Below are 23,524 nucleotides of genomic sequence, written 5' to 3'. Positions count from 1 at the left end.
CCTGCCCCATGCTGCTCAGAAGAAATCAATCGAAACTTGCAACAGACGCTCAACCTCGCCGATGTCTTTGGCCAGAGCAAAGAGCGCCAGTTTATCACCTTCGTTGATCCGGGTATCCCCCAGCGGTTTGACCAGCTCGCCATCCTGCATCAGGCCGCCGATCAGCACGCCTTCGGGGAAGGAAATGTCGCGCACCAGCTGCCCGGCAATCGGCGAGGTCGACAGAACCTCGGCCTCGATAATCTCGGCCTCTGCATCACCCAGCGAATAGACGTCGCTGACGCGCCCATGGCGGATATGGCGCAAGATCGACGACACGGTGGTGGCGCGCGGGTTGATATAGGCGTCAATCCCAAGCGGGGCCATCAGCGGCACCAACGTCGGATCATTGATCAGCGCAATGGCCAGCGGGCAGCCCTGTGACTTGGCGCGTACCGCCGTAAGAATATTGGTTTTGTCATCATCGGTCACTGCCAGCACCGCATCAGCGCGGTCAATCCCCGCCTCGCGCAGCAGCGCGCTGTCCAGGCCATCGCCATGCAGCACAATCGTGCGCTCCAGCGATTCAGCCGCCGCTTCGGCGACCTGACGGCTCTTTTCGATCATCTTGGCGCGAATGCCGCGGCCCGGCAGTGCCTCGATCTTTTCGGCAACCATGCGGCCGACATTGCCGCCGCCGATCAGAATGACACGCTCTTGTTTGTTTGATTTCTTGCCGAAAATCTCAAGCGTGCGCTGTGCGTCCTTGATATTGGACATCACATAGATTTCGTCGCCGCCAAACATCTGATCGCCCGGCTCTGGCGCAAACAGCACCCCTTCCCGGCGCACACCAACCACCACGGCGCGCAATGTGGAAAACAGATCTGACAGCTGCCGCAGCGGGGTGTTCAAAACCGGGCAATCTTCGTCCAGCGTGATCCCCAAAAGCTGCAGCTTGCCGTCCAGAAAGAATTCCGTGTCAAAGGCCGCCGGGGCCGCCAGACGTTTCAATGCTGCGGCCGCGACCTCGCGTTCGGGGCTGATCACCACCTCAATCGGCATATGATCGCGCCGATAGAGATCGGAATAAATCGCATCCAAATAGGATTGCGCCCGCAGACGCGCGATCTTGCGCGGGACGTCAAACACCGAATGGGCAATCTGACAGGTCACCATGTTGACCTCGTCCGAATGGGTCGCGGCAATGATCATATCCGCATCCCGTGCGCCTGCCCGCTCCAGCACATCCGGATAGCTGGCAAACCCGGCCACGCCCTGCACATCAAGCGTGTCGGTGGCCCGGCGCACAAGATCAGCATTGTAATCCACCACGGTGACGTCATTGCGCTCGTTTGAGAGGTGCCGCGCGATTTGCCAGCCCACCTGACCGGCACCGCAAATAATGACCTTCATCTATGCCTCCGCATATGCCCGACGTTTGGTTTGGCAGAACGCGCCAATCTCGTCAAATGCTTAGCACCCTAGCTGCCCATTTCGTCAACACGCGCCACCCGGTTGCCAGCCTTGTTTGAGGTCACAACACCCAGCGATTTCAGTTTGCGGTGCAGAGCCGAACGCTCCATCCCGACGAAAGACGCCGTGCGGCTGATATTGCCGCCAAACCGGTTGATCTGCGTCAGCAGGTATTCACGTTCAAAGGCTTCGCGCGCCTCACGCAGCGGCAGGGTCGCCAGCGCCCCGGAGAGCACCACACGCCCTTCGTCCTGCGTGGGAGTTTCATCGCCCGGCAACTCGCGCGCTTCAATCGGCCCAGTGCCATCGCCCAAAATCAGCACCCGCTCAATCAGGTTCTTGAGCTGTCGCACATTGCCCGGCCAACGCATGGTCTGCATCAAAGCCACCGCATCGTCCGCCAGGCTGCGCAGTGGCAAACCCTGTGATTGGTTGAATCCGTTGATGAAATATCCCGCCAGTTCCGGGATATCCTCGCGCCGTTCGGACAAGGATGGCACCGCAATCGGCACCACGTTCAAACGGTGATAGAGTTCTTGTCGAAAGCGGCCCTCGGCAATTTCGGCCTCCAGATCCTTGCTGGTGGAGGAGATGACCCGCAGATCCACATTGACATTGTCACTGCCGCCCACACGCGCAAACCGTTGATCCACCAGCACCCGCAGGATCTTGGATTGGGTGCCCAGCGGCATATCAGCCACTTCGTCAAAATAGACGATGCCGCCATTGGCCTGTTCCAGCAGCCCCGGCTCCACGCCGCGCTCTGCGCTTTCACGGCCAAACAGCACCTCTTCCATGCGCTCTGGTTCCACCCCCGCACAGTTCACGGTGACAAAGGGGCCGCTGGCGCGGTTGGAATTGGCGTGGATGTAGCGCGCCGCCACCTCTTTGCCGGACCCGGCCGGACCGCACAGCATAACGCGACCATTTGATTTTGTGACCTTATCCAGATTGGACACCAGCCCACGGAACGCAGCACTTTGCCCGATCATCTCAGTGGCTTTGCTGTCCTGACGCTTCAGTTCGATATTCTCGTTGCGCAGGCGGCTTGCCTCCATCGCGCGACGGATAACGACCAGCAACTGGTCAATATTAAAGGGTTTTTCAATAAAGTCATAAGCACCCTGCTTGATCGCAGCGACGGCAATTTCAACATTGCCGTGACCCGAGATGATGACAATCGGCACCTCTGGGTAATCACGTTTCACCGCTTTCAGAATGTCGATCCCATCCATCTGGCTGTCTTTGAGCCAGATATCGAGGATCATCAGCGCCGGCCGCTCTGAGGTGACTTCTTTCATTGCCTCATCGCTGGTGCCTGCCAGCCGTGTGGAATACCCCTCGTCTTCCAAGATATCAGAGACCAACTCGCGAATGTCGCGTTCGTCGTCAACGATCAGAATATCACCCATCGGTTTCATCCCCCAATTTTATCAGCGCGTCGTCACCCGACGCGGCACTCATTACTGGCAAAACAATCTCTGCCATTGCGCCAAAATGGCTGTTTCCGTCAAAGACCGGCGCATCCAGCAGCGCGAGGCTGCCGCCGTGTTCTTCGATGATCTTTTTGACAATCGGCAGCCCCAGACCGGTGCCTTTGTCGCGTGTCGTCACATAGGGTTCGAACAGGCGCGCGCGGTCTTCGGGCAGGCCGATGCCATTGTCTGCAATCTGTATGCGGCAATTTTTGCCCTCATGGGTCAGCGTCACGCGAATTTCTGGCACCAGATCGGGCACGGTGCCCTTGCTGGCGAGGCTCTCGGTGGCTTCGCCAGCGTTTTTGATCAGGTTGGTCAGCGCCTGATTGAGCATGGTGTCATCGGCGTGGGCAAAGATGGGCGTGTCCGCAATATCGGTGGAGAAGCGCACATTGGGCTGGCCGCTTTCCTGCAAGAGCACCGCATCTTTGAGAAGCTGGGCAATATTGACCTCGCGCCGCTCAGGTTCTGGCATGCGGGCAAATTTGCTGAATTCATCCACAATACGCCGCAAATCGTTGGTTTGGCGCACAATCACCCCGGTCATCTGCTCCAGCTTTTCGCGGTCCTCGCCAACCTGCGGCGCAAATTTACGTTTGATACGTTCGGCAGACAGTTGGATCGGCGTCAGCGGGTTCTTGATTTCATGGGCAATGCGCCGCGCCACATCACCCCAGGCGGCCATCCGCTGCGCCGTCACCAGATCTGTGACCTCATCAAAGGCCAGCACATATCCTTCCAGCGTGCCCTCTTCGCTGCGGCGGGTGGCAATGCGCACCAATAGGCTTTCCAGCTGCCCATCGCGCACCACTTTGATCTCTTCCTGCGCCACCTCAGCGCCAGAGGATGTGACCTCGGTGAAAAGCGCGTCAAATTCAGGGATCGCAACGCCAAGCGGCATCTGGGTCTGTTCATCCATTATGCCAAGAAGCTTTTCGGCAGAGCGGTTATAGAATGTGATCCGCCCGGTCACATCCAACCCCAAAACGCCGGAGGTGACAGAGCCAAGCACAGAGTCAAACAGGCGGCGACGGCTTTCGATCTGCTCGGTGTTTTCCATCAGGGTCTGGCGCTGCAGCTTCAGCTGTTTGGTCATCTGGTTGAAATAACGCCCGAGCATGGCGATTTCATCATCGCCCTCTTCTTCGACGACCTGCACATCCAGATCCCCGGCCCCGACCAGTTGCGCCGCGCCGGTCAGACGGCCCACAGGGCGCGACAGCCGCTCGGCGAACCAGAGGCCCAGCCACGTGGCCGCCAGGATCAGAATGACGGCAAAGCCCATATAGATCAGGCCAAAGCGGATCAGCACCTCGCCACGTTCATTTTCAAGTTGGGCATAAAGCTGGGCCGATTCCTGGGTTTCATCCAGCAGGCTGAAAATCGCGCCGTCCACCTCGCGACTGACGTACAGAAAACGGTCGACATAAGCGGTCAGCGGCAATAGCGCGCGCAGCTCGTTTTGCTCAAGATCGCGCATGAAGGTAATGCCATCTTCGCGCGCCGCCTCGATCTGTTCAGGCGTGGGCTGTTCAAAATCAAACAAATAGGATCGGTCGCCGCGCGCACGCAGCGCGCCGCCACCATCCACCACAAAAGCTTCGCGCAGGCCGCGTTGAATTTGCGGCTGCGCCTGACTCAGCATTTCGCGGAATTCCCCGGCGCCAATCACCGTGCCGCTGCTGGCCCGGCGCGCGTTGATAAAGCGGGCAATGGCGATGGCGTCTTCTTCAAGGCCGCGCACATGTTCCGCCTCATAGGCTTCGGCAGCGGCAACCGAGTTGCCGATCACGTTGCTGACCCGGTCAGAAAACCAGCCTTCAAGGCCGATATTGATGGTTAGCCCGGCAAAGATCGCCATGGTGACAGCGGGCAAAAGGGCCATCAGCGCAAAGGCCCCGGTCAGGCGCATATGCAAGCGCGACCCCGCCGAATGCGCCCGGCGCGATGAGATCATGCGCACAATCCGTTGCAGTACCAAAGCCGCCACCAGCAGCACATAAACAAGGTCGGCCAGCAGAATGGCGCGCAGCGCAACAGAGGATGCGCCCTGATCCATCGGCCCAAAGACAAGGAATGTGGCCAGCGCCAGAATCGGCCCCAGCACCACCAGCCCAAAGGTGGCAAAATTCTGCACCCGCCGCTGCCGTTGCAAGCGGCGCAGACGCACCCAATGTGTTGTTTTTGCCCGGGTTGTCACCCGCTGCCCCCAGTTGATCTAGTGGCGCCCAAGCGGCGCATTGCCAGATATAGGTGTGCGCCTGCCCTATGCGGCGAAAGCGCAACGCCTGTGGCAGTTTTACATCAACTTACGGCGGCGTGTCACGTGAATATCCAGATCGGTGATCTTTTTGCGCAAAGTATTGCGATTGATGCCGAGCAGATCGGCGCATTTCGCCTGATTTCCGCCGGTGGCGTCCAGCGCAATTTCGATGAGCGGCAACTCAATCTCGCGCAGGATCCGCGCATAAAGCCCCGGTGGCGGCAGCATATTGCCGTGCAGATCGAAATAACGTTTCAAATGCCGCTCAACCGAGCCTGACAGCTTTTCGCTTTCGCTGCCCCCCAGGAGCGGCACCGCTTCTGGCTGACTGCCGAGCACGCCTTCGGCCTCAGAGCGGGCGATTTCATCACCGCGCGCGGTCAGAACCAGTCGTTTGACGGCGTTTTCAAGCTGGCGCACATTGCCCGGCCAACTATAGGCGCGGAACAGTTCGCGCGCATCGGAGGAGAAGCTGCGCATCGGCGCACCGTCCCGTTCGGCACGGGCCAGAAAATGCTCCATCAACAGCGGGATGTCATCAACCCGCTCGCGCAGCGAGGGCAGATGCAAGGCCGCGCCGTTCAGGCGATAAAACAGATCCTGACGCACCTTGCCGTTTTCAACCGCATCCATCAGGTTCTGCTGACTGGTGGCCATAAACCGCGGCGCATGTTCGCCGGGATTGTCGATCATGCGCACCACGCGCGCCTGATCATCGTCGTCAAAATCAGAAACCTCATCAAACAGGATCGTGCCACCTTTGGCGCGCGCCAGAATGCGGGCTGGCCCTTCAAGATCGGCCAGATCTGCCGCGGTGACGGTGACAAATGGCAGGGTACGGCGATCAGAAAAGTCGTGAATTTCACGTGCAATCAATGACTTACCTGTCCCGCTTTCGCCCGAAATCATCACCGGAAGATCGGTGTTCATGACCCGGGCCACCACGCGGTAGAGCGCTTGCATCACCGGGGTGCGGCCCACAAGCGGCAGCTCATCAGGCCGGCTGTTGTCAGCGGCGGTGCTGGCCGGCGCGGCGCGGCGCTTTTGGCTCAGCGCCTTACCGGTGCGCTTCATCAGGTCGGGCAAATCAAAGGGCTTGGGCAGATAATCATAGGCATCCGCCTCCGCCGCTTGAATTGCGGTCATGATGGTATTCTGCGCCGAAATCACAATCACCGGCAAACCGGGACGATCCTCGGAAATCTTGGGCAGCATCTCAAGGCCATTGCCATCAGGCATCACAACATCGGTGATCACCACATCGCCTTTGCCTTCCGCAACCCAGCGCATCAAGGTTGTCAGCGAGCTGGTCGCATGCACTTTGCAGCCCGCGCGTGTTAGGGCTTGCGTCAGAACGGTGCGGATCGTGCGATCATCATCCGCGACAAGTACGGTGCCATCCATCTGTTATGTCTCCTCTACGGGAATAAGGTCTTTGGGCGCGCGTGGCAGAGAGATACGGAAAACCGTGCGCCCGGGAACGGAATCCACAGAGATCCACCCCCCGTGATCCGAAATAATCTTGCTGACCAGCGCCAGCCCCAGCCCGGTGCCGTTTTCACGGCCAGACACAAAGGGATCAAATATATCGCCCTTGATGTCCTGCGGCAGCCCCGGGCCGTCATCAATGATTTCTATCTGCAGCGGCAGGGCCTGTCCCGACCCGTCGCTGCGCCGCAACTTAAAGCTATGCTCAAAGTAGCTGTGAATGCGAATTGTACCTGTTTTTCCAGACGCTTCTGAGGCGTTCTTAAGAAGATTTAGCACCACCTGCAGCAATTGATCGGCATCCCCGACAGCAGGCGGCAACGAGGGGTCATAATCCTCGATGATCTTCATATGCGCGCCGAACCCCAGCAAGGCTGAGCGGCGCGCCCGATCAAGCACATCATGGATGTTGACCGCGGCGCGGGCGGGCGGTTGCAGATTGCCGAACTGTTCCACCTGCTCCAGCAGCTTCACAATGCGGCGGCTTTCTTCAACGATCAGATCGGTCAGTTCCAGATCATCCGGCGACAGGTTCATCGACAAAAGCTGTGCGGCCCCTGTGATGCCGGCCAGCGGGTTCTTAATTTCGTGGGCGAGCATTTCGGCCATACCGATGGCCGATTTTGCGGCGTTTTTCACCCCTTCAGATTTGGTGACGCGATTGGCCAACTCTCTGGGGGATATCAGAAAAATCATCTGCCCATCACTGCCCTGCAAAGGCGCGATTTGCAGATTGCATTGCATCGGCGGCGCGTTGCCCGTGCCGACATCGACGTCGTTGACAAAGAGTGGCGTGCCTTGCGCACGCGCCCGGGCAAAGGCTTCCTCCAGTGGGGCGTCCACGGCAATGCGGTCCCAGACCGGGGCCCCAATCAATGATTTGGCCGACGCATTCAGGAAGTTTTCGGCAACGCCATTCAGGTCTTGGATCGTATCATGTTCGTCCACCAGCAAGGCGGGCAACGGCAATGAGGACCAGAGCGCGGTATTATCCATCAGGCGGCACTCCGGCTGTCATCAAGGCTCAGTGCATCTGGCAATAGGGCCAGCACCTCACGTGAGGATCTTGCTGTTAAAATTCTGTTTCTTAACATTTTATTCGTATTCACATTATCCATGTACCAGCCTAAATGCTTGCGCGCGACGCGCAGGCCCAGATCTTCGCCATAAAAGGCAAGGATCGCCCTGTAATGGTCTGATACCAAATCAATAAAATCCTGCCCGGTCGGAATTTTCGGTACGGGCGTGCCATAGAGTGCGGCGGCGACTTCGGCCAAGAGCCACGGGCGTCCCTGCACGCCGCGCCCCATCATCACGCCATCTGCCCCCGAGAGATCAAGCGCCCGACGGGCACTGGCGGCATCCACGATATCGCCATTGGCAATGACGGGGATTTTCACAGCGCTTTTCACCTGCGCAATCGCGGCCCAATCGGCGGTGCCTTTGTAAAACTGACAGCGCGTGCGCCCATGAATGGTCAACATCTGGATGCCCGCCGCCTCGGCCCGCGTGGCAAGATCGGGCGCATTCAGCAATTCATCATCCCAGCCCAGGCGGGTTTTCAATGTGACGGGCACATCAACCGCATCGACCACGGCCTCAATCAACGTCAGCGCGTGATCAAGATCACGCAGCAGCGCAGAACCGGAGGCCCCGGCCCCGCTGCTGCTCGTTACCTTTTTGGCCGGACAGCCCATATTGATATCAATGATCTGCGCCCCGTTGCCCGCCGCCATTTTTGCCGCCTCAGCCATCCAATAGGCTTCGCACCCTGCGATCTGCACTGAAGTTCCGGCAACGCCAAAGCCCAGTTCGGCCTTTTCGCGCACGCCCGGCTTGGCGTTCAACAAATCTTGGGAGGCGATCATCTCGGACACCACCAGCCCAGCCCCAAAGCTGGCCACCACGTCGCGGAACGGCAGATCCGTGATTCCGGCCAAGGGTGCCAGAAAAACAGGCGGGGTGAGTGTTATGGTACCGAGTCGGATATCCACCGATCAAATTCCTTATCGCTTGCCGTTAAATTAGGCCCATTACAGAGGGGTCACAACGAAACCACCCAAATATTTGTGCTAGTTTTACGCAATCGCCTAAATTTTAATCAGCATCAAGGGCTGAATTGCGTCTTTCACTGGCAGGGCTTAGACAAGGCGCATGACAGTAAGTGCCTCAAAAACAGCCGCAATCATCGTGGCCGCCGGACGTGGCAGCCGCGCCGGCGGCAGCGTGCCCAAACAATGGCAGCCGCTGGCCGGAAAGCGCGTGGCCGACTGGACCTGTGCGCAATTTGCAGCGCATCCGGGCATTGATCACGTGCTGCTTGTGGTCAATCCCGCGGACGCGGCGCAATACGCCAGCCTGCCGCATGAGTCTGTGGCAGGCGGCACAAGCCGGGCGCAATCGGTGCGCAATGGGCTGGAGGCCTTGGAAGGTCGCGGCTTTGATCTGGTTCTGATCCATGATGTCGCCCGCCCTGCTGTGCCCGCGGCCTGCATCAGCGCCGTCCTTGACGCGCTGCGCACCCACCAAGGAGCCGCCCCGGCGCTGGCAGTCACCGATTCACTCTGGCGCGGCGCCGAAGCAGCCGTGACCGGGGTTGAGGACCGCGCCGGATTGTTCCGGGCGCAGACGCCACAAGGGTTTCACTTTGCGCCGCTGCTGGCGGCGCATCGCGCATTTGAGGGCGAGGCCACAGATGACGTTGCCATCGCCCGCGCTGCTGGCATGCACGTGACCATCACCGAAGGCAGCGAAGACAATTTGAAAATCACCACCCCGGGCGATTTCGCTCGGGCGGAAAAAATCCTGAGAGGACATATGGATATTCGTTTGGGCAACGGGTTTGACGTACATGCGTTTGAACCGGGCGATCATGTTGTGCTCTGCGGTGTGCGCGTGCCACATGACAAAGCGCTGCGGGGGCATTCAGATGCCGATGTCGGCATGCATGCCGTCACCGATGCCATCTATGGCGCGCTGGCAGAGGGCGACATTGGCCGCCACTTCCCGCCCAGCGAGGCAGAATGGAAAGACGCCGACAGCGCCATTTTCCTCAAACATGCGGTCGCGCTGGCGCAAGAGATGGGCTATGCCATTTCCAATATCGACTGCACGCTGATCTGCGAGCAGCCCAAGGTCGGACCACATGCCGCCAAGATGATGGCGCGCATGGGTGAACTGATGGGGCTGCGCCCCGATCAAGTCTCTGTCAAAGCCACCACCTCCGAGCGGCTCGGCTTTACTGGCCGCGAAGAAGGCATTGCCGCCATCGCCACCGCAACGCTGGTCAAGCCATGAGCGCCGCGCAGTTGATCGCAACCGTGGGCGGCAGCGGCTATCTGCGCCCGGCCCCTGGGACCTGGGGCTCTGCGGTCGCCGTGCTTTTGGCGCTTGGCCTGCATGCCCTAGGCGGCTTCCCACTGCTCGTGCTCGCGACACTGCTGGTGTTTCCGCTCGGCTGGTGGGCCACAGCGGAAGTCACCCGCGACGCCGAGGATCACGACCCCAGCGAAGTGGTGATTGACGAGGTCGCCGGACAATGGCTGGCGCTTTGGCCGGTCAGCTACGGGGCTTGGCACGCAGGTCTAGATGCGCTGGCGCTCTATCCCGGCTGGATCTGCGGCTTTTTGTTGTTTCGCCTCTTTGACATCACCAAACCCAATCTTGTGGGCTGGGCCGACCGGCGCGGGGACGCTTTGGGCGTGATGCTGGATGATGTGATTGCGGGCGTTTACGCCGCGCTTGGCACCGCCGCACTGGCGGCGCTGTTTCATCTGGTGTTGGCGTGACGGATCTGGCGGCAGAGATCATTCGCCAAGGGACCGCGCAGGGCCTCATGATCGCCACCGCCGAAAGCTGCACCGGCGGGCTGGTCATGGCGGCGCTGACGGATATCCCAGGCTCCTCTGCCGTGGCGGAACGCGGTTTTGTGACCTATACCAATGCCGCCAAAATCGAGATGCTGGGCGTTTTGCCGGAGACACTCAACGCTCATGGCGCGGTGTCTGAAGAGGTGGCGCGCGAGATGGCCGAAGGCGCGCGCGCTAATAGCAAGGCGGATATTGCCGTTTCCGTCACCGGCATCGCCGGCCCGGGCGGATCGGCGCATAAACCCGAAGGCCGTGTCTGTTTTGGCATCACTTCGCGCACCGGGACATTTGTTGAAACGGTGGAATTTGGCGCACTTGGTCGAAAAAATGTGCGAGAGTCGGCCAAAATCCACGCGCTCACCCTGTTGCGGCGCGCCCTATCCTTAAACTGATCAATATTTAAGCACAGCACCCCTGTTTTCGCGCAAATTTTGACCAATTGGCGTTTTGCTCAATTTTCGAGCGCATTTGACGCGCTTGCTGCTTTGTTTTGCGTCCAACTTCCGCTTTGTCCGCTGCAATCACAAAAAACGGAACTTGGGAAAGGATCAGACCATGAACGGAGCGGACACCGCCTGGATCATTGTCGCTACGGCGCTTGTACTCTTTATGACGCTGCCGGGGCTGGCGCTATTTTACGGCGGGCTTGTGCGCGCGCGCAACGTTCTCAGCGTCTTTATGCATTGCTATGCCATTGCCTGCGTGATGAGCGTTCTGTGGTTCATCTTTGGCTATTCCATCGCCTTTGGCGAAGGCGGCAGCGGGCTGTGGGGCGGCGCGGGCAAGTTCTTCCTTGCGGGCATCACCGCTGACAGCCTGTCGGGCACCCTGCCCGAAGTGCTGTTCTTTGCCTTTCAAATGACCTTTGCCATCATCACCCCGGCCCTGATTGTCGGTGCCTATGTAGAGCGGATCGGCTTTGGCTTTGTGCTGCTGTTCTCGGGCCTTTGGATGCTGCTCTGCTATGCGCCGGTGGTGCATTGGATCTGGGGCGGCGGCATGCTGGCCGATGGCGGCATCTTTGGCGAGACCGGTGTGCGCGATTTCGCTGGCGGCATCGTGGTGCATGAAACCGCAGGTCTGGCCGCGCTGCTGCTGGCCTTTGTGCTCGGCCCGCGCAAAAACAAAACCACGCCGCCGCATGCCCCGTGGATGGTGATGATTGGCGCGGCCATGTTGTGGGTCGGCTGGTTCGGCTTTAACGGCGGCTCACAACTGGCCGCTGATGGCGGCGCAGCCATGGCGCTGACTGTCACCCATATTTCTGCGGCCACCGCCTCGCTCACTTGGGCGCTGTGGGAAAAGATCAAATATGGCAAAGCCTCGCTTGTGGGCATGGTCACGGGCACCATTGCGGGCCTTGCGTCGATCACGCCCGCCTCAGGCTTTGTCGGCCCGGTAGAGGCGCTGATCATCGGGGCCATCGCAGGCATTCTGTGCCAAGAGGCGGTCAACGTGATCCGCAATGGGCTGAAGATTGACGATACGCTGGACGTCTTTGCCGTACACGGTGTGGGCGGTATTTTCGGCACCATCATGATCGCCGTCTTTGGCGCAGGGTCCTGGGCGGCGCAGCTGGGCGGGCTGGCGATTGTCGGTGTCTTTACCCTGGTGGTGACCTTTGTGCTGATCAAACTCTGCGCGCTGATCACCCCGCTGCGCGTGGATGAAGAAACCGAAACCAACGGTCTGGATCTCAACGTGCATGGTGAGCGGGCCTATGATGTCAGCTCTTAAGTACGCGCGCTAAATGTTCTGATGTGGGCGGCCTTTGGGTCGCCCATTTTCTTTGGGCCCAACTCATGTGCCGGGCTGAAGCCCGGCCTACGGGGTCAACCGAGGTCAGCCGTAAAGCGCGGCGGCGCGTTTTTCAAAGGCGCGCACAATGCGGTGCATGGCCTCGTTGAATACGACGCCAATGATGCCCTGCAAGAGAGCGCTCTTAAATTCGAAATCCACAAAAAACGAAACCTCACAGCCGCCGTCGATATCTTTGAAATCCCAGGTGCTCTTGAGGTATTTGAAGGGCCCATCGAGGTATTCGGTCAGAATATTCTTGTCCTCCGCGTGCAAGGTGACGCGCGAGCCAAAGCGTTCGCGGAACACTTTGAAAGAAATCACCAGGTCGGCCAACATCACTTCGGTCGTGCCGTGATCTTCGCGCGCGCGGATACGCGCCGCCGCGCACCAGGGCAGAAACTCCGGATAGGCCGCCACATCCGCCACCAGATCATACATCTGCGCTGCGCTGTATGGGAGGGTGCGGGTTTCGGAATGTGTGGGCATGAAGGGCCTTCTTCTGACGTCGTGGTTTCGCATGGACTCTGGGCGCCCGTTTCGTATGGTAGGGCTGAAAAATCAAGAGGGAAGCATGTCACAGCCTGCCTATGTGATCGACCAGATGATCTCTGCCAAATCCATCGCCGCCCGTATCGAAGCGCTGTCCAGCGACATTCGCCGCGAATTTGCCGACACCGACAAGCTGGTTGTGGTGGGGCTGCTGCGCGGGTCATTTGTGTTTATCGCTGACCTTGTGCGCGAGCTTGATCTGCCGGTGGAGGTCGATTTTCTAGAGGCCTCGTCTTATGGCAATAGCACAGAAAGCAGCCGCGAGGTGCGCATTCTCAAGGATTTGCGCGGTGAAATTCACGGGCGCGATGTGCTGGTTGTCGAAGATATCGTGGACACCGGCCACACCCTAAGCCATGTCAAACACCTGCTGGAAAGCCGGTTGCCCCGTAAAATGCGCACCATTGCGCTGCTGGACAAGCCGTCGCGCCGCGAGGCGGACGTGCGCGCCGATTGGACCGGCTTTGAGATCCCCGACGAATTTGTCGTCGGATACGGCATTGATTACGCACAGCGAAATCGCAACCTGCCCTATATCGGCAAAGTGCGCTTTACCGAATGAACCCGCGCTGGCTCTTGCGGGCTGCGCTTTGGGTGCGCCGCCCCCCGTCGCGGCAACGGCAAATCCTTGTGGCCATTGTCCTGGCATTGGCTGCGTTGCTGTTTGCGGTGGAATACTTTTGGGGCTGGCCCGAGGCGCTGAGCCCGGAAAAGATGGGCGGCCAGCGTATCAAAGCGCAGCCACTACAATGAGTAGTGTGCCGTTTTGCCGGGCATTCACACAATCGTGAGGTGTTTGCGCCTCTGGACACTATGAATTGCGACATTTTGCCTTAGGCTGAATGCAGAGCCCTTGGGGTGTTAATCAGGGAGACGATTGTGAAACGAACAGCACTTGCACTAACCGCTGCTGCGATGGCATTGACGGCGACCCTAACCTACGCGGATGGTCATGCCGCCCATAATAGCGCGATCAAAGCGCGCCAAGGGCAGATGAACCTCTATAACCACAACCTTGGTGTTCTTGGCGGCATGGCCAAGGGCGACATCGAATATGATGCCGCTGTGGCGCAGATCGCGGCCGACAATATCGTGGCCGCGGCCAGCATCAACGGCATGAACATGTGGCCCGAAGGCTCTGACAACGGCAGCGTTGAAGGCACCCGCGCCAAGCCGGAACTCTGGCAGAACTTCCCTGATGTGATCGCCAAAGCAACTGCGGCCACCGAGGCGGCCAACGCAATGGCAGCAGCGGCAAGCACGGATCTGGACGCGCTGCGCGGCGCAATGGGGCCACTTGGTGCCGCCTGTACCGCCTGTCACAGAGAATATCGCAGCCGCTAATCTAAAGGATCTGTATGGCCCGCTTTGTCAGATGGTTTATCTTTCTTGCCCTCGTGGGCCTTGCAGCCTTTTATTTTATCACGCGCCCCCAAACGGTGGACGCCGCCCGTTTTGACGCGCTCAGCGGCGACGCCGACCGGGGCGCGTTGGTTTTTCACGCCGCCGGCTGCGCATCTTGCCATGCCGCGCCCAAAGCCGAAGCGTCTGACATGCCGCTGCTCACTGGCGGTCAGGCCTTTCCATCGGATTTCGGCACTTTCTATGCCCCCAATATTTCACCTGATCCCGAGGTTGGCATCGGCGGCTGGGATGTTGCAGACCTTGCCAATGCTCTGACCAAGGGCGTGTCACCTGAGGGGCAGCATTATTACCCGGCCTTTCCATATCTGGCCTATAGCAAGATGACCGATCAGGACATTGTCGACCTCAAGGCCTTCATGGATGATTTGCCAGTGTCCGACACCGCAAGCCGCGCGCATGAGGTCGGGTTTCCCTTCAACATTCGCCGCAGCCTTGGTGGATGGAAGTTCTTGTTTTTCAATGATGATTGGGTGATGGACGCCGCCGATACACCGCAATTGGAACGCGGGCGCTATCTGGTTGAGGCACTGGCCCATTGCGGCGAATGTCACACACCGCGCGGCCCGCTGGGCGATCTGCAATACGACGCCTGGTTGACGGGGGCCGAGCTGCCGGGCGAAGGCAAGATCCCCGGCATTTCACCGGGCACCCTCAGCTGGTCAGAGAACGACATCGCGTTCTACTTGGAAAGCGGCTTTACGCCTGATTTTGACAGCGTTGGCGGCGCGATGGCGCATGTGGTGGAAAACATGGCGCGGCTGAGCGCCGAAGATCGCGCGGCGATCGCCGCCTATCTAAAAGCCCTACCTGAGACATAGCCTGTCGCGTCAGCGGCGGGCATGCGTCCGCCCGCCCCACGGCGGGCGCATTTCGCGCCCACCCGGGCCGACGCTTAGCATTTTTATTGCAAAATCAGCGCCTTACGCTTGACCCAGCTTGGCCAAGCGATTGGCGCGCAGCTTCGCGAAATCGTCCCCGGCATGATATGAACTGCGGGTCAGCGGCGTGGCCGACACCATCAGGAACCCCTTGCCATAGGCGGCTTTCTCAAAGCTGTCGAATTCTTCAGGCGTCACAAACCGATCCACCGCATGGTGTTTCGGGGTCGGTTGTAGATATTGCCCGATGGTCAGGAAATCCACATCTGCCGCGCGGGCGTCATCCATCACTTGCAGCACGGATTGGCGATCTTCGCCCAGCCCAACCATAATACCGGATTTGGTAAAGATGCTGGGGTCCAGTTCCTTCACGCGCTGCAAAAGGCGCAGGCTGTGGAAGTAACGCGCGCCGGGGCGCACCTCGGGATAGAGGCCGGGAACCGTTTCAAGGTTATGGTTAAAGACATCCGGCTTGGCTGCCACGACGGTTTCCAAAACCGAGTCGTCACATTTCAGAAAATCAGGCGTCAGAATTTCGATGGTGGTCTTGGGGGAGCGATGACGCACCGCGCGGATGGTCTGGGCAAAATGCTCCGCCCCGCCGTCTTTGAGGTCATCCCGATCCACCGAGGTGATCACCACGTGATTGAGACCCAGTTTCTGCACCGCATCCGCGACGCGGCCCGGTTCAAACGCATCCAGCGCATCCGGGCGACCGGTGGCGATATTGCAGAAGGTGCAGCCGCGCGTACAGATATCGCCCATGATCATCATGGTGGCGTGGCCTTGGCTCCAGCATTCGCCAGCATTGGGGCAGCCCGCCTCTTCGCAGACCGTCACCAGCTTGTTTTCGCGCATGATCTTCTTGGTGGCGTTATAGCCTTCGCCCGTGGGGGCCTTGACGCGAATCCACTTTGGCTTCTTGGGCTGCGCATTATCCGGACGGTGGGCTTTTTCCGGGTGGCGCTGCTCTGGGATTTTCAGGTCTCTCACGCTGGCGTCCTTATGGCGAGGGTTGCGACAAGTCTTGGTAACATAGCGACTGATAGCAGCTAGGGCCAGAGGTGCAATGCCGCTATGCAAGTGCTGAAATATCGCGCGCGGGCTGTTCAATATTGCCGCAGATCAACAGGAAAACCCGGCCGAGCAATTGAAGTAAGATTAGAATCATTTTAAATCGCACCTCAATGGAAATTCAAAACAAGGACATCATGATGTTTGCAGGCCAAAAACTGCCCAAAGTGACCTTCCGCACCCGCGTACGCGACGAAAGCATTGAGGGGCCAAACCCTTTCCGCTGGCAGGACATGAGCACCGATGATTACTTCGCTGGTAAGCGCGTGATCCTGTTCTCGCTGCCAGGGGCGTTCACCCCGACCTGCTCTACCTATCAGCTGCCGGGCTTTGAAAACGGCTTTGACGAGTTCAAAGCGCAGGGCATCGACGAGATTTACTGCATGTCCGTGAACGATAGCTTTGTCATGAACAAATGGGCCGAAGCGCAGGGCATCAAAAACGTCAAAGTGATCCCGGATGGGTCCGGCCAGTTCACCCGCAAAGTCGGGATGCTGGTTGACAAAGACAACCTCGGCTTTGGCATGCGCTCCTGGCGCTATGCGGCCATCGTCAACGATGGTGTGGTCGAAGCATGGTTCGAAGAGCCAGGCCGTGATGACAACCACCCAGAAGATCCTTATGGCGAAAGCTCCCCAGAAAACCTGCTGAAGCACCTGAAAGCCAAGGCAGACGAAGCCGCGGCATAAGCCACAGGTATCTCTGGAAAAATCATCTGAAAAGCCCGCCTTGCGCGGGCTTTTTTCGTTTCTATTGGTCAGCGTGTTTGCGCAACCAGCGCCTGACCGACGTCTTGAAGAACAGCCGCCAAAGCGTCAAACCACCCGGCATCACTGACCCCGGCGCGGCGCACCAGACCGATGTGTCGCGCGGGCTGCGGATCAGCAAAGCGGCGCAGCGCAATCTCGGGTGTGGCGCTCTGTTCATCGGCAATCGACAGTTCGGGCAGCAATGTCAGGCCAAACCCGGCCGCCACCAGACGGGTCAGCGTCGGCAGCGACGATGCCCCCATGTCAATTTGGCTGTGCCCCCGGCCACGTCCACAGACCGCAAGTGCCTGATCGGTCAGGCAATGGCCATCTTCCAGCAGCATCAGGCGATGCGGTTGCAACGCCTCTGGGTGCAGCCCATCACTGGCGTGATCCAGCGCCTTAAGCTGCGCGGGCGTCCCGGCCAGCAAAAAGCGATCTTCAAACAACGGGATATCCACCAACCCCTCGCCCCCCGAAGGCAGCGCCATGACCGCCGCATCCAGATGCCCGGCATGCAAGAGGGAAATCAATCGCTCGGTCTTGCCCTCGCGCAGGTGTACATCCAACGAAATGTCGCGCGCGCGCAGCGCGGCGAGCGCCCCGGGCAGAAGATAAGGCGCAATCGTCGGGATCATCCCAAGCGACAGCGACCCCGCCAGCCCTTTGCGCCAGCGCGCCGCCCGCTCGAGCGCTTCGATTTCCTGCAAGATCCGCTGTGCGGCGGCCAAGGTCTGGCGACCAAAGGGGGTCAGGGTCACGTCACGGGTGCGCCGCTCGACCAGCGGGCCGTTCAGGGCCTGCTCCAGATCGCGGATCTGAACCGACAAGGCGGGCTGACTGACATGGCACGCCTCTGCCGCGCGACCAAAATGCCGATGCTCGGCCAAAGCTGCGAAGTAGGTCAGATGTTTTAGCGTCACATTCATAAGTATTTCCTATCAAACTCATGAAAAACTACAATTGGATATTATCACATTATCCTGCGACCCTGCGCGTATCAGATTTGTAGAGAGTGACCCATGACCAAGAAAACAATGACCACCTCCGCCGGTGCCCCGGTTTCGGACAACCAAAACAGCATGACCGCCGGCGCGCGGGGCCCGGTGCTGCTGCAGGACTATCAGCTGATTGAAAAGCTGGCGCATCAAAACCGCGAACGCATTCCAGAGCGCGTGGTACATGCCAAAGGCTGGGGGGCCTATGGTGCGTTGCGTATCACCGAAGACATCAGCCAATACACCAAAGCCAAAGCGCTGCAAAAAGGCGCGACCACGCCGATGCTGGCGCGTTTTTCCACCGTGGCCGGAGAGCTCGGCGCAGCGGACAACGAACGCGACGTGCGTGGTTTTGCGTTGAAATTCTATACCGACGACGGCAATTGGGATCTGGTAGGCAACAACACCCCGGTGTTCTTTCTGCGCGACCCCTACAAGTTCCCTGATTTCATCCACACGCAAAAACGCCACCCGCGCACCAATATGCGCAGCGCCGAAGCAATGTGGGATTACTGGTCGCTCAGCCCAGAGGCGCTGCATCAGGTCACCATCCTGATGTCGGATCGCGGCTGCCCGACCACGCCCATGCACATGAATGGCTATGGCTCGCATACCTACAGCCTGATCAATGATCAGGGGGAGCGCACCTGGGTGAAATTCCACTTCAAAACCCAGCAGGGGCACCAACATCTGACCAATGCGGAGTCCGGTGCCAAGATCGGCGAAACCCGCGAAGGGTATCAAGAGGCACTGTTTGGGGCGATCGAAGACGGTGACTTCCCGAAATGGACCCTACAGATTCAAGTGATGAGCGAAGCTGAGGCCGCGCAAACCGCCTTCAACCCGTTTGATCTGACGAAAGTCTGGCCGCATGCGGATTTTCCGCCCATCACCATCGGGGAATTTGAACTCAACCGGAACCCGGACAATTACTTTGCCGAAATTGAGCAAGCGGCCTTCAGCCCCTCCAATATCGTGCCGGGGGTCGGTTTCAGCCCAGACAAAGTGCTGCAAGCCCGCATCTTTTCTTATGCAGATGCCCATCGCTATCGCCTTGGCACCCATTACGAGGCCCTGCCCGTCAACGCCCCCAAATGCCCGGTGCATCACTATCACAAAGATGGCCAGATGAACTTTACCGGCGGGCGCACCGGCAACCCGGATGTGTATTACGAACCCAATTCGATCGAAGGTGCCCCGCGCGAGGACCGCGATTTTGCCGAACCCCCGCTGGCGGTGTCAGGCGATGCAGATCGGTTTGATCATCGCGAAGGCAATGATGATTACAGTCAGGCCCGGGCATTGCACGATCTGATGGACGACGCGCAGCGGGCGCGGCTGTATCAGAACACCGCAGAAGCGATGCAGGGCGCGAAAGAAGAAACCATTGCCCGCGTGTTGACCCATTACGAGCAGATCAGCCCGGCCTACGCCAATGGCATCCGCACGGCGCGCATGGCGATGCAGGGCTGACGCCTTAGCCGATCAGGTCGCCCTGCTCTTGTCGGGCGGCCTGATAATGTGCGGCAAGGCGCGCCAATGCAATGCGCAGCACCACTTTGCCCGAGCGCGCGGGCCATCCGAGGCTGCGCTCGGCCTGCTCCAGCCCCTCTTGGTAACAGCAGCAGCGCAGCGCCACGTCTGCCAGCCCCTCGCCCAAAGTTTCAAAGGCGCGGTGCAGGCGATCTGCGGCGTTCTGCACCTGATGCCCCGCCGTATGGTCCGCCGAGGTGTCACGGGAGGCGCGGGTCTCGGCCAGCCAGCCACAGATATCAGCGGCAAAGACACCATTCATCTGCGCCAATTCGAAATCTTCACGCAGGCGTTCGCCGGCGGCGACCAGATCGCGTGAAATAAACGGTTTGCCTTCTCGGTCCCGATGCCGGGCCAGGACGGTCAGGGGGCTTTCCTGGCTGTGAAACCGCACCGAGGTGGCCGCAGCCGCGTCGGCCGCATCACGCAGGGCGACATTTGCACCGGCGGCCAGCAACTGCGCCAGCGCATCGCGGCCCGCCGGGGTGATTTCATAGCGGCTAATGCGGGCCGCGGTCTGGCAGCTGATCCAGTCTTTCAGCGCCAAAGCCTGCGCGATGGCCCGGTCGACCACCGCCATACGTTCGGGCACGCCATCCGCACCGTCCCGCACCACGACCCCCTTTTCCATGTCGACGGCAACCGCCAACACTGCGGAGGGCTGGTTCAACTTTGAGAGGACCTCCCGCGCGGCGTTGTCAAAACTCTCCTCGCTGGGCGGCCCCTCGGGCAAAGCGTTGCGCCCGACCTGCGCCAAACTGGCGGCGCTGTGACCGTCATCGGCCTGAACATGTTTGCCCAGCAGCACCAGCGCCTCGTCGATCAGCGGATCTTCGCGCCGGGCCTCGACCCGCCTTATCTGGCGCAATACCGTGGAGGCATGACATTGTGAATTCCTTGCAAGCTGCCGAATTGAAACGCCTTTTTCTGTGTGCTCCAAATACCGTACCGCATAGGCCGGCACCCAGCCCGGTACTTTACCCGTCTCATTCGCGCGGCTTACTTCTGTTGACATACCTGCCCCCGATTGGTCTGAAATTTGCATATCCTCCGGCAGCGCAGCGCCGCTGGATATTGGAAAGATTGTTTCCCAATCGTAAACGGTTCCAGAGCACGGCGCGCGCCCGCACGCCTGTCACGCAACACCCTGTTAAGTTGTGTAACACTGTCCCGTACCCGTGCGAATTTTGGCAAGAAAAATTTCTCAACTCCGCCCGGCTGCGAAAAAGGCGCGCAAAGGCGACAGATGATTTTGCATATTGGCTGAAACAATCTTGCCTCAACGCCCGCTTTGCCCTATGCGGCCTGCATGACAGAGACATCCCATGACCGCCTTCTTATCATAGACTTTGGCAGCCAGGTGACGCAGCTGATCGCGCGCCGCCTGCGTGAGCTGAATGTCTATTGTGAAATACACCCCTATCAGAATGTCACCATGGACTTCGTGCGCAGCTTTGCGCCCAAGGCCGTGATCTTTTCCGGTGGCCCTGACAGCGTGACCCGCGAGGGCAGCCCGCGCGCGCCGCAGGAAATTTTTGACTACGGCGTACCGATCCTTGGGATCTGCTATGGGCAACAGGTGATGATGCATCAACTGGGCGGCACCGTTCAGTCCGGCCATGGCACCGCCGAATTTGGCCGCGCCCATGTCACCCCAAGCGAAGAGCGCATTGACCTGCTGGCAGGCTGGTTCCTTGAGCAGACCGAACAGGTCTGGATGAGCCATGGCGATCATGTCTCTGAGATCGCGCCCGGTTTTGAAGTCTACGGCACCTCGCCAAACGCGCCTTATGCCATCACCGCCGATCTTGCGCGCAACTTCTATGCTGTGCAATTCCACCCTGAGGTACACCACACGCCCAACGGCGCAACGCTATATGAAAACTTCGTGCGTCTCGCCGGGTTCAAGGGCGACTGGACGATGGGGGCCTATCGCGAACAGATGGTCGAGGCGATCCGCGATCAGGTCGGCGACAAAAACGTCATCTGCGCCCTGTCTGGCGGTGTCGACAGTTCTGTCGCGGCGGCGCTGATCCACGAGGCGATTGGCGATCAGCTGACCTGTGTGTTTGTGGACCACGGCTTGCTGCGCAAGAACGAAGCGCAGGAAGTTGTCGGCATGTTCCGCGATCACATGAACCTGCAGGTGATCCACGCCGATGAAACCGAGTTGTTCTTGGGCGAATTGGAAGGCCAATCTGACCCGGAAACCAAGCGCAAGATTATCGGCAAGCTCTTTATCGATGTGTTCCAGAAATACGCGGACCAGATCGAGGGGGCCGAATTCCTCGCGCAGGGCACGCTGTATCCCGATGTGATCGAATCTGTGTCCTTCTCTGGCGGGCCTTCGGTTACAATCAAATCGCACCACAACGTCGGTGGTCTGCCTGAAAAGATGGGCCTGAAACTGGTAGAGCCGCTGCGCGAGCTCTTCAAAGACGAAGTGCGCGCTTTGGGCCGCGAGCTGGGGCTGCCGGACAGTTTCATTGGCCGCCATCCCTTCCCGGGGCCGGGTCTGGCGATCCGCTGTCCGGGCGAAATCACCCGCGAAAAGCTCGACATCCTGCGCGAAGCAGATGCGATTTTTATCGACCAGATCCGCAAGCACGGTCTTTATGACGATATCTGGCAGGCTTTTGTGGCCATTCTGCCGGTGCGCACCGTGGGTGTGATGGGCGATGGCCGCACCTATGACTATGCCTGCGCCCTGCGTGCTGTGACCTCGGTGGACGGCATGACCGCGGATTATTACCCCTTCAGCCATGAATTCCTGGGCGAAACCGCCACCCGGATCATCAATGAGGTCAAGGGCATCAACCGCTGCACCTATGACATCACCTCCAAGCCTCCGGGCACGATCGAGTGGGAATAAATCCCTGACAGACACAAAAGGCCGGGCGCAGATCAGCGCGCGGCCTTTTTCTTTGCGCGCCGCCTGCTTTTGCGGTGCATGGCGGCTTTTCCCTCTTTGTCAGGCGGCGTCCATTTTGTAGATGTGGCAAAAGCAACAAAGCGAGCAGCCGGCATGTCCCCCCAAAAGAACCATATCGTTGTCACTGGTGCCTCTGGCTTTGTGGGCACCCATGTGATGCGCGCCTTGGCCGAAGCCGGGGAATACCCGGTTGGCCTGACACGCAAACCGGCCAAAGGGCTGGTGCACGGCTTTGATCTTGGCAATATCGGCGATCTGTCCAAGGTGCTGACCGGGGCCAAGGCCGTCGTGCATTGCGCCGCGCGCGTGCATGGGCGCGACGACAAAAAAACTGCGCTTGCGCAGCATCGCCGCGACAATCGTGACGCCGTTGCTGCGCTGATTGCGCAGGCCGAAGCGGCGGGCGTCGGGCATTTTGTGTTTCTGTCGACCGTGGCGGTCTATGGGCTGCGCAGTTCGGATCAGGTCATTTCTTTTGATCATCCCGTTGCGCCGAATTCGCCTTATGCGCAGGGCAAGCTGGAAGCCGAAGAGATCGTGCGCACCAGCGGCATGCGCACCACGATTTTGCGTGTGCCATTGGTCTACGGGCCGCATGCGCCGGGGCTGTGGCGGCGCTTTCACAAACTCTGCGATAGCGCTGCGCCCCTGCCCTTTGCCTATTGCAACGCGCCGCGCAGCATGATGGCGGTGCAAAACCTTGCAGACCTGATCCGCCATTGCATCCTGGACCCGAACGCGCCGCAGGATATTCTGGCCAGCGATCACGATGATCTGACCGCCACCACCATCGCGCGAACGCTGCGCAAGGCTCTGGGGCGGCCTGAGCGGCTGTTTCCCCTGCCGCTGCCGCTGCTCAAAGCCAGCGCCACAGTGCTGCGCCGCCCCTATCTTTACGACAATTTTTTTGCGCCCCTGCGCCTTGCTCCGACGGATTTCGGCTGGCAGCCAAAATATTCAGCCAAGGAGGCCCTAGGCCTCACCGTGCCGCGGGCGCGCGCCGGTGACTTGACCGATGTCTGAATTGCCCCCA

General features: G+C 59.5%; 22 protein-coding genes. 12 read left to right on the top strand and 10 right to left on the bottom strand.

Going from position 1 to position 23,524, the window contains the following annotated elements; translation table 11 throughout:
* Positions 1–15 precede the first annotated feature (15 nt).
* The 6 genes from trkA to dusB all read right to left on the bottom strand — a co-directional run bounded on the left by trkA (position 16) and on the right by dusB (position 8,678).
* Complete coding sequence (trkA, locus tag N6L24_RS02380) at positions 16–1,395, bottom strand: Trk system potassium transporter TrkA (protein WP_271843040.1); 1,380 nt, start codon at positions 1,393–1,395, stop codon at positions 16–18.
* A 68-nt stretch (positions 1,396–1,463) separates the two neighbouring features.
* On the bottom strand, positions 1,464–2,867 hold the full coding sequence (ntrX, locus tag N6L24_RS02375; protein WP_271843039.1) for a nitrogen assimilation response regulator NtrX: 1,404 nt from the start codon (positions 2,865–2,867) through the stop codon (positions 1,464–1,466).
* Positions 2,860–5,133 (bottom strand): sensor histidine kinase NtrY-like, encoded by a 2,274-nt coding sequence (locus N6L24_RS02370; protein WP_271843038.1) that lies wholly within the window; start codon positions 5,131–5,133, stop codon positions 2,860–2,862. Before N6L24_RS02370 ends, ntrX begins: the two co-directional genes overlap by 8 nt.
* A gap of 99 nt (positions 5,134–5,232) precedes the next feature.
* Positions 5,233–6,600 (bottom strand): response regulator, encoded by a 1,368-nt coding sequence (locus N6L24_RS02365; protein WP_271843037.1) that lies wholly within the window; start codon positions 6,598–6,600, stop codon positions 5,233–5,235.
* Between the two features lie 3 nt (positions 6,601–6,603).
* On the bottom strand, positions 6,604–7,680 hold the full coding sequence (locus N6L24_RS02360; RefSeq protein WP_271843036.1) for a two-component system sensor histidine kinase NtrB: 1,077 nt from the start codon (positions 7,678–7,680) through the stop codon (positions 6,604–6,606).
* The gene (gene dusB / locus N6L24_RS02355) at positions 7,680–8,678 is read right to left on the bottom strand and encodes a tRNA dihydrouridine synthase DusB (protein ID WP_271843035.1); all 999 of its coding nucleotides are present in this window, start codon (positions 8,676–8,678) and stop codon (positions 7,680–7,682) included. Before dusB ends, N6L24_RS02360 begins: the two co-directional genes overlap by 1 nt.
* 160 nt (positions 8,679–8,838) lie before the next feature.
* Between dusB and N6L24_RS02350 the strand changes: the two genes are divergently transcribed.
* The 4 genes from N6L24_RS02350 (at position 8,839) to N6L24_RS02335 (ending at position 12,290) form a co-directional block, all read left to right on the top strand.
* On the top strand, positions 8,839–9,981 hold the full coding sequence (locus tag N6L24_RS02350; RefSeq protein WP_271843034.1) for a bifunctional 2-C-methyl-D-erythritol 4-phosphate cytidylyltransferase/2-C-methyl-D-erythritol 2,4-cyclodiphosphate synthase: 1,143 nt from the start codon (positions 8,839–8,841) through the stop codon (positions 9,979–9,981).
* Complete coding sequence (locus N6L24_RS02345; protein ID WP_271843033.1) at positions 9,978–10,472, top strand: phosphatidylglycerophosphatase A family protein; 495 nt, start codon at positions 9,978–9,980, stop codon at positions 10,470–10,472. The genes N6L24_RS02350 and N6L24_RS02345 overlap by 4 nt, the downstream gene beginning before the upstream one ends.
* Positions 10,469–10,945, top strand: coding sequence for a CinA family protein (locus N6L24_RS02340; protein ID WP_271843032.1), 477 nt, complete (start codon positions 10,469–10,471; stop codon positions 10,943–10,945). The genes N6L24_RS02345 and N6L24_RS02340 overlap by 4 nt, the downstream gene beginning before the upstream one ends.
* Before the next feature lie 163 nt (positions 10,946–11,108).
* A complete protein-coding gene (locus N6L24_RS02335; protein WP_271843031.1) occupies positions 11,109–12,290 on the top strand; it encodes an ammonium transporter in 1,182 nt (393 codons plus the stop codon).
* 105 nt (positions 12,291–12,395) lie between these two features.
* On the opposite strand, the gene N6L24_RS02330 is transcribed toward N6L24_RS02335, so the two are convergent.
* Complete coding sequence (locus N6L24_RS02330; protein ID WP_271843030.1) at positions 12,396–12,839, bottom strand: type II toxin-antitoxin system RatA family toxin; 444 nt, start codon at positions 12,837–12,839, stop codon at positions 12,396–12,398.
* A gap of 85 nt (positions 12,840–12,924) precedes the next feature.
* Here N6L24_RS02330 and hpt point away from each other — a divergent pair, with 85 nt between their 5' ends.
* From hpt to N6L24_RS02310, 4 genes are all read left to right on the top strand, one after another.
* Positions 12,925–13,464: a hypoxanthine phosphoribosyltransferase gene (hpt, locus tag N6L24_RS02325; RefSeq protein ID WP_271843029.1), complete on the top strand. Its 540-nt coding sequence runs from the start codon at positions 12,925–12,927 to the stop codon at positions 13,462–13,464.
* The gene (locus N6L24_RS02320; protein WP_271843028.1) at positions 13,461–13,655 is read left to right on the top strand and encodes a hypothetical protein; all 195 of its coding nucleotides are present in this window, start codon (positions 13,461–13,463) and stop codon (positions 13,653–13,655) included. Before hpt ends, N6L24_RS02320 begins: the two co-directional genes overlap by 4 nt.
* A gap of 126 nt (positions 13,656–13,781) precedes the next feature.
* The gene (locus N6L24_RS02315; protein WP_271843027.1) at positions 13,782–14,246 is read left to right on the top strand and encodes a c-type cytochrome; all 465 of its coding nucleotides are present in this window, start codon (positions 13,782–13,784) and stop codon (positions 14,244–14,246) included.
* A gap of 14 nt (positions 14,247–14,260) precedes the next feature.
* Entirely contained in the window at positions 14,261–15,145 is an 885-nt protein-coding gene (locus N6L24_RS02310; protein ID WP_271843026.1) for a cytochrome c, read from the top strand.
* A 102-nt stretch (positions 15,146–15,247) separates the two neighbouring features.
* Here N6L24_RS02310 and lipA read toward each other — a convergent pair whose 3' ends face one another.
* Positions 15,248–16,198 carry a lipoyl synthase gene (lipA, locus tag N6L24_RS02305; RefSeq protein WP_271843025.1) on the bottom strand — a complete coding sequence of 317 codons (951 nt, stop codon included), beginning with the start codon at positions 16,196–16,198 and terminating at the stop codon, positions 15,248–15,250.
* A gap of 221 nt (positions 16,199–16,419) precedes the next feature.
* Here lipA and N6L24_RS02300 point away from each other — a divergent pair, with 221 nt between their 5' ends.
* Positions 16,420–16,968, top strand: coding sequence for a peroxiredoxin (locus tag N6L24_RS02300; protein ID WP_271843024.1), 549 nt, complete (start codon positions 16,420–16,422; stop codon positions 16,966–16,968).
* Between the two features lie 68 nt (positions 16,969–17,036).
* Here the strand turns inward: N6L24_RS02300 and N6L24_RS02295 are convergent, their stop codons facing one another.
* Complete coding sequence (locus tag N6L24_RS02295; protein WP_271843023.1) at positions 17,037–17,957, bottom strand: LysR substrate-binding domain-containing protein; 921 nt, start codon at positions 17,955–17,957, stop codon at positions 17,037–17,039.
* Between the two features lie 93 nt (positions 17,958–18,050).
* Here N6L24_RS02295 and N6L24_RS02290 point away from each other — a divergent pair, with 93 nt between their 5' ends.
* Positions 18,051–19,499 carry a catalase gene (locus N6L24_RS02290; RefSeq protein WP_271843022.1) on the top strand — a complete coding sequence of 483 codons (1,449 nt, stop codon included), beginning with the start codon at positions 18,051–18,053 and terminating at the stop codon, positions 19,497–19,499.
* Positions 19,500–19,503: 4 nt separating this feature from the next.
* On the opposite strand, the gene N6L24_RS02285 is transcribed toward N6L24_RS02290, so the two are convergent.
* Complete coding sequence (locus tag N6L24_RS02285; protein WP_271843021.1) at positions 19,504–20,574, bottom strand: DUF6456 domain-containing protein; 1,071 nt, start codon at positions 20,572–20,574, stop codon at positions 19,504–19,506.
* A 294-nt stretch (positions 20,575–20,868) separates the two neighbouring features.
* On the opposite strand from N6L24_RS02285, the gene guaA reads away from it, so the two are divergent.
* Positions 20,869–22,431 carry a glutamine-hydrolyzing GMP synthase gene (gene guaA, locus N6L24_RS02280; protein ID WP_271843020.1) on the top strand — a complete coding sequence of 521 codons (1,563 nt, stop codon included), beginning with the start codon at positions 20,869–20,871 and terminating at the stop codon, positions 22,429–22,431.
* Positions 22,432–22,584: 153 nt separating this feature from the next.
* The gene (locus tag N6L24_RS02275) at positions 22,585–23,514 is read left to right on the top strand and encodes an NAD-dependent epimerase/dehydratase family protein (protein ID WP_271843019.1); all 930 of its coding nucleotides are present in this window, start codon (positions 22,585–22,587) and stop codon (positions 23,512–23,514) included.
* Positions 23,515–23,524 lie beyond the last annotated feature (10 nt).

The sequence above is a fragment of the Cognatishimia sp. SS12 genome (genome assembly GCF_028369055.1).
GTDB lineage: Bacteria > Pseudomonadota > Alphaproteobacteria > Rhodobacterales > Rhodobacteraceae > Cognatishimia.
Note: the sequence above shows the minus strand (reverse complement) of the source record. Positions and strands in the feature narration are given on the sequence as shown.

Excerpts from the sequence above, each read along its gene's own strand:
- trkA (WP_271843040.1), bottom strand. The coding sequence starts at position 1,395 with ATGAAGGTCATTATTTGCGGTGCCGGTCAGGTGGGCTGGCAAATCGCG.
- ntrX (WP_271843039.1), bottom strand. The coding sequence starts at position 2,867 with ATGGGTGATATTCTGATCGTTGACGACGAACGCGACATTCGCGAGTTG.
- N6L24_RS02365 (WP_271843037.1), bottom strand. The coding sequence starts at position 6,600 with ATGGATGGCACCGTACTTGTCGCGGATGATGATCGCACGATCCGCACC.
- N6L24_RS02360 (WP_271843036.1), bottom strand. The coding sequence starts at position 7,680 with ATGGATAATACCGCGCTCTGGTCCTCATTGCCGTTGCCCGCCTTGCTG.
- N6L24_RS02350 (WP_271843034.1), top strand. The coding sequence starts at position 8,839 with ATGACAGTAAGTGCCTCAAAAACAGCCGCAATCATCGTGGCCGCCGGA.
- N6L24_RS02345 (WP_271843033.1), top strand. The coding sequence starts at position 9,978 with ATGAGCGCCGCGCAGTTGATCGCAACCGTGGGCGGCAGCGGCTATCTG.
- N6L24_RS02335 (WP_271843031.1), top strand. The coding sequence starts at position 11,109 with ATGAACGGAGCGGACACCGCCTGGATCATTGTCGCTACGGCGCTTGTA.
- N6L24_RS02330 (WP_271843030.1), bottom strand. The coding sequence starts at position 12,839 with ATGCCCACACATTCCGAAACCCGCACCCTCCCATACAGCGCAGCGCAG.
- hpt (WP_271843029.1), top strand. The coding sequence starts at position 12,925 with ATGTCACAGCCTGCCTATGTGATCGACCAGATGATCTCTGCCAAATCC.
- N6L24_RS02320 (WP_271843028.1), top strand. The coding sequence starts at position 13,461 with ATGAACCCGCGCTGGCTCTTGCGGGCTGCGCTTTGGGTGCGCCGCCCC.
- N6L24_RS02310 (WP_271843026.1), top strand. The coding sequence starts at position 14,261 with ATGGCCCGCTTTGTCAGATGGTTTATCTTTCTTGCCCTCGTGGGCCTT.
- N6L24_RS02300 (WP_271843024.1), top strand. The coding sequence starts at position 16,420 with ATGTTTGCAGGCCAAAAACTGCCCAAAGTGACCTTCCGCACCCGCGTA.
- N6L24_RS02295 (WP_271843023.1), bottom strand. The coding sequence starts at position 17,957 with ATGAATGTGACGCTAAAACATCTGACCTACTTCGCAGCTTTGGCCGAG.
- N6L24_RS02290 (WP_271843022.1), top strand. The coding sequence starts at position 18,051 with ATGACCAAGAAAACAATGACCACCTCCGCCGGTGCCCCGGTTTCGGAC.
- N6L24_RS02285 (WP_271843021.1), bottom strand. The coding sequence starts at position 20,574 with ATGTCAACAGAAGTAAGCCGCGCGAATGAGACGGGTAAAGTACCGGGC.
- guaA (WP_271843020.1), top strand. The coding sequence starts at position 20,869 with ATGACAGAGACATCCCATGACCGCCTTCTTATCATAGACTTTGGCAGC.
- N6L24_RS02275 (WP_271843019.1), top strand. The coding sequence starts at position 22,585 with ATGTCCCCCCAAAAGAACCATATCGTTGTCACTGGTGCCTCTGGCTTT.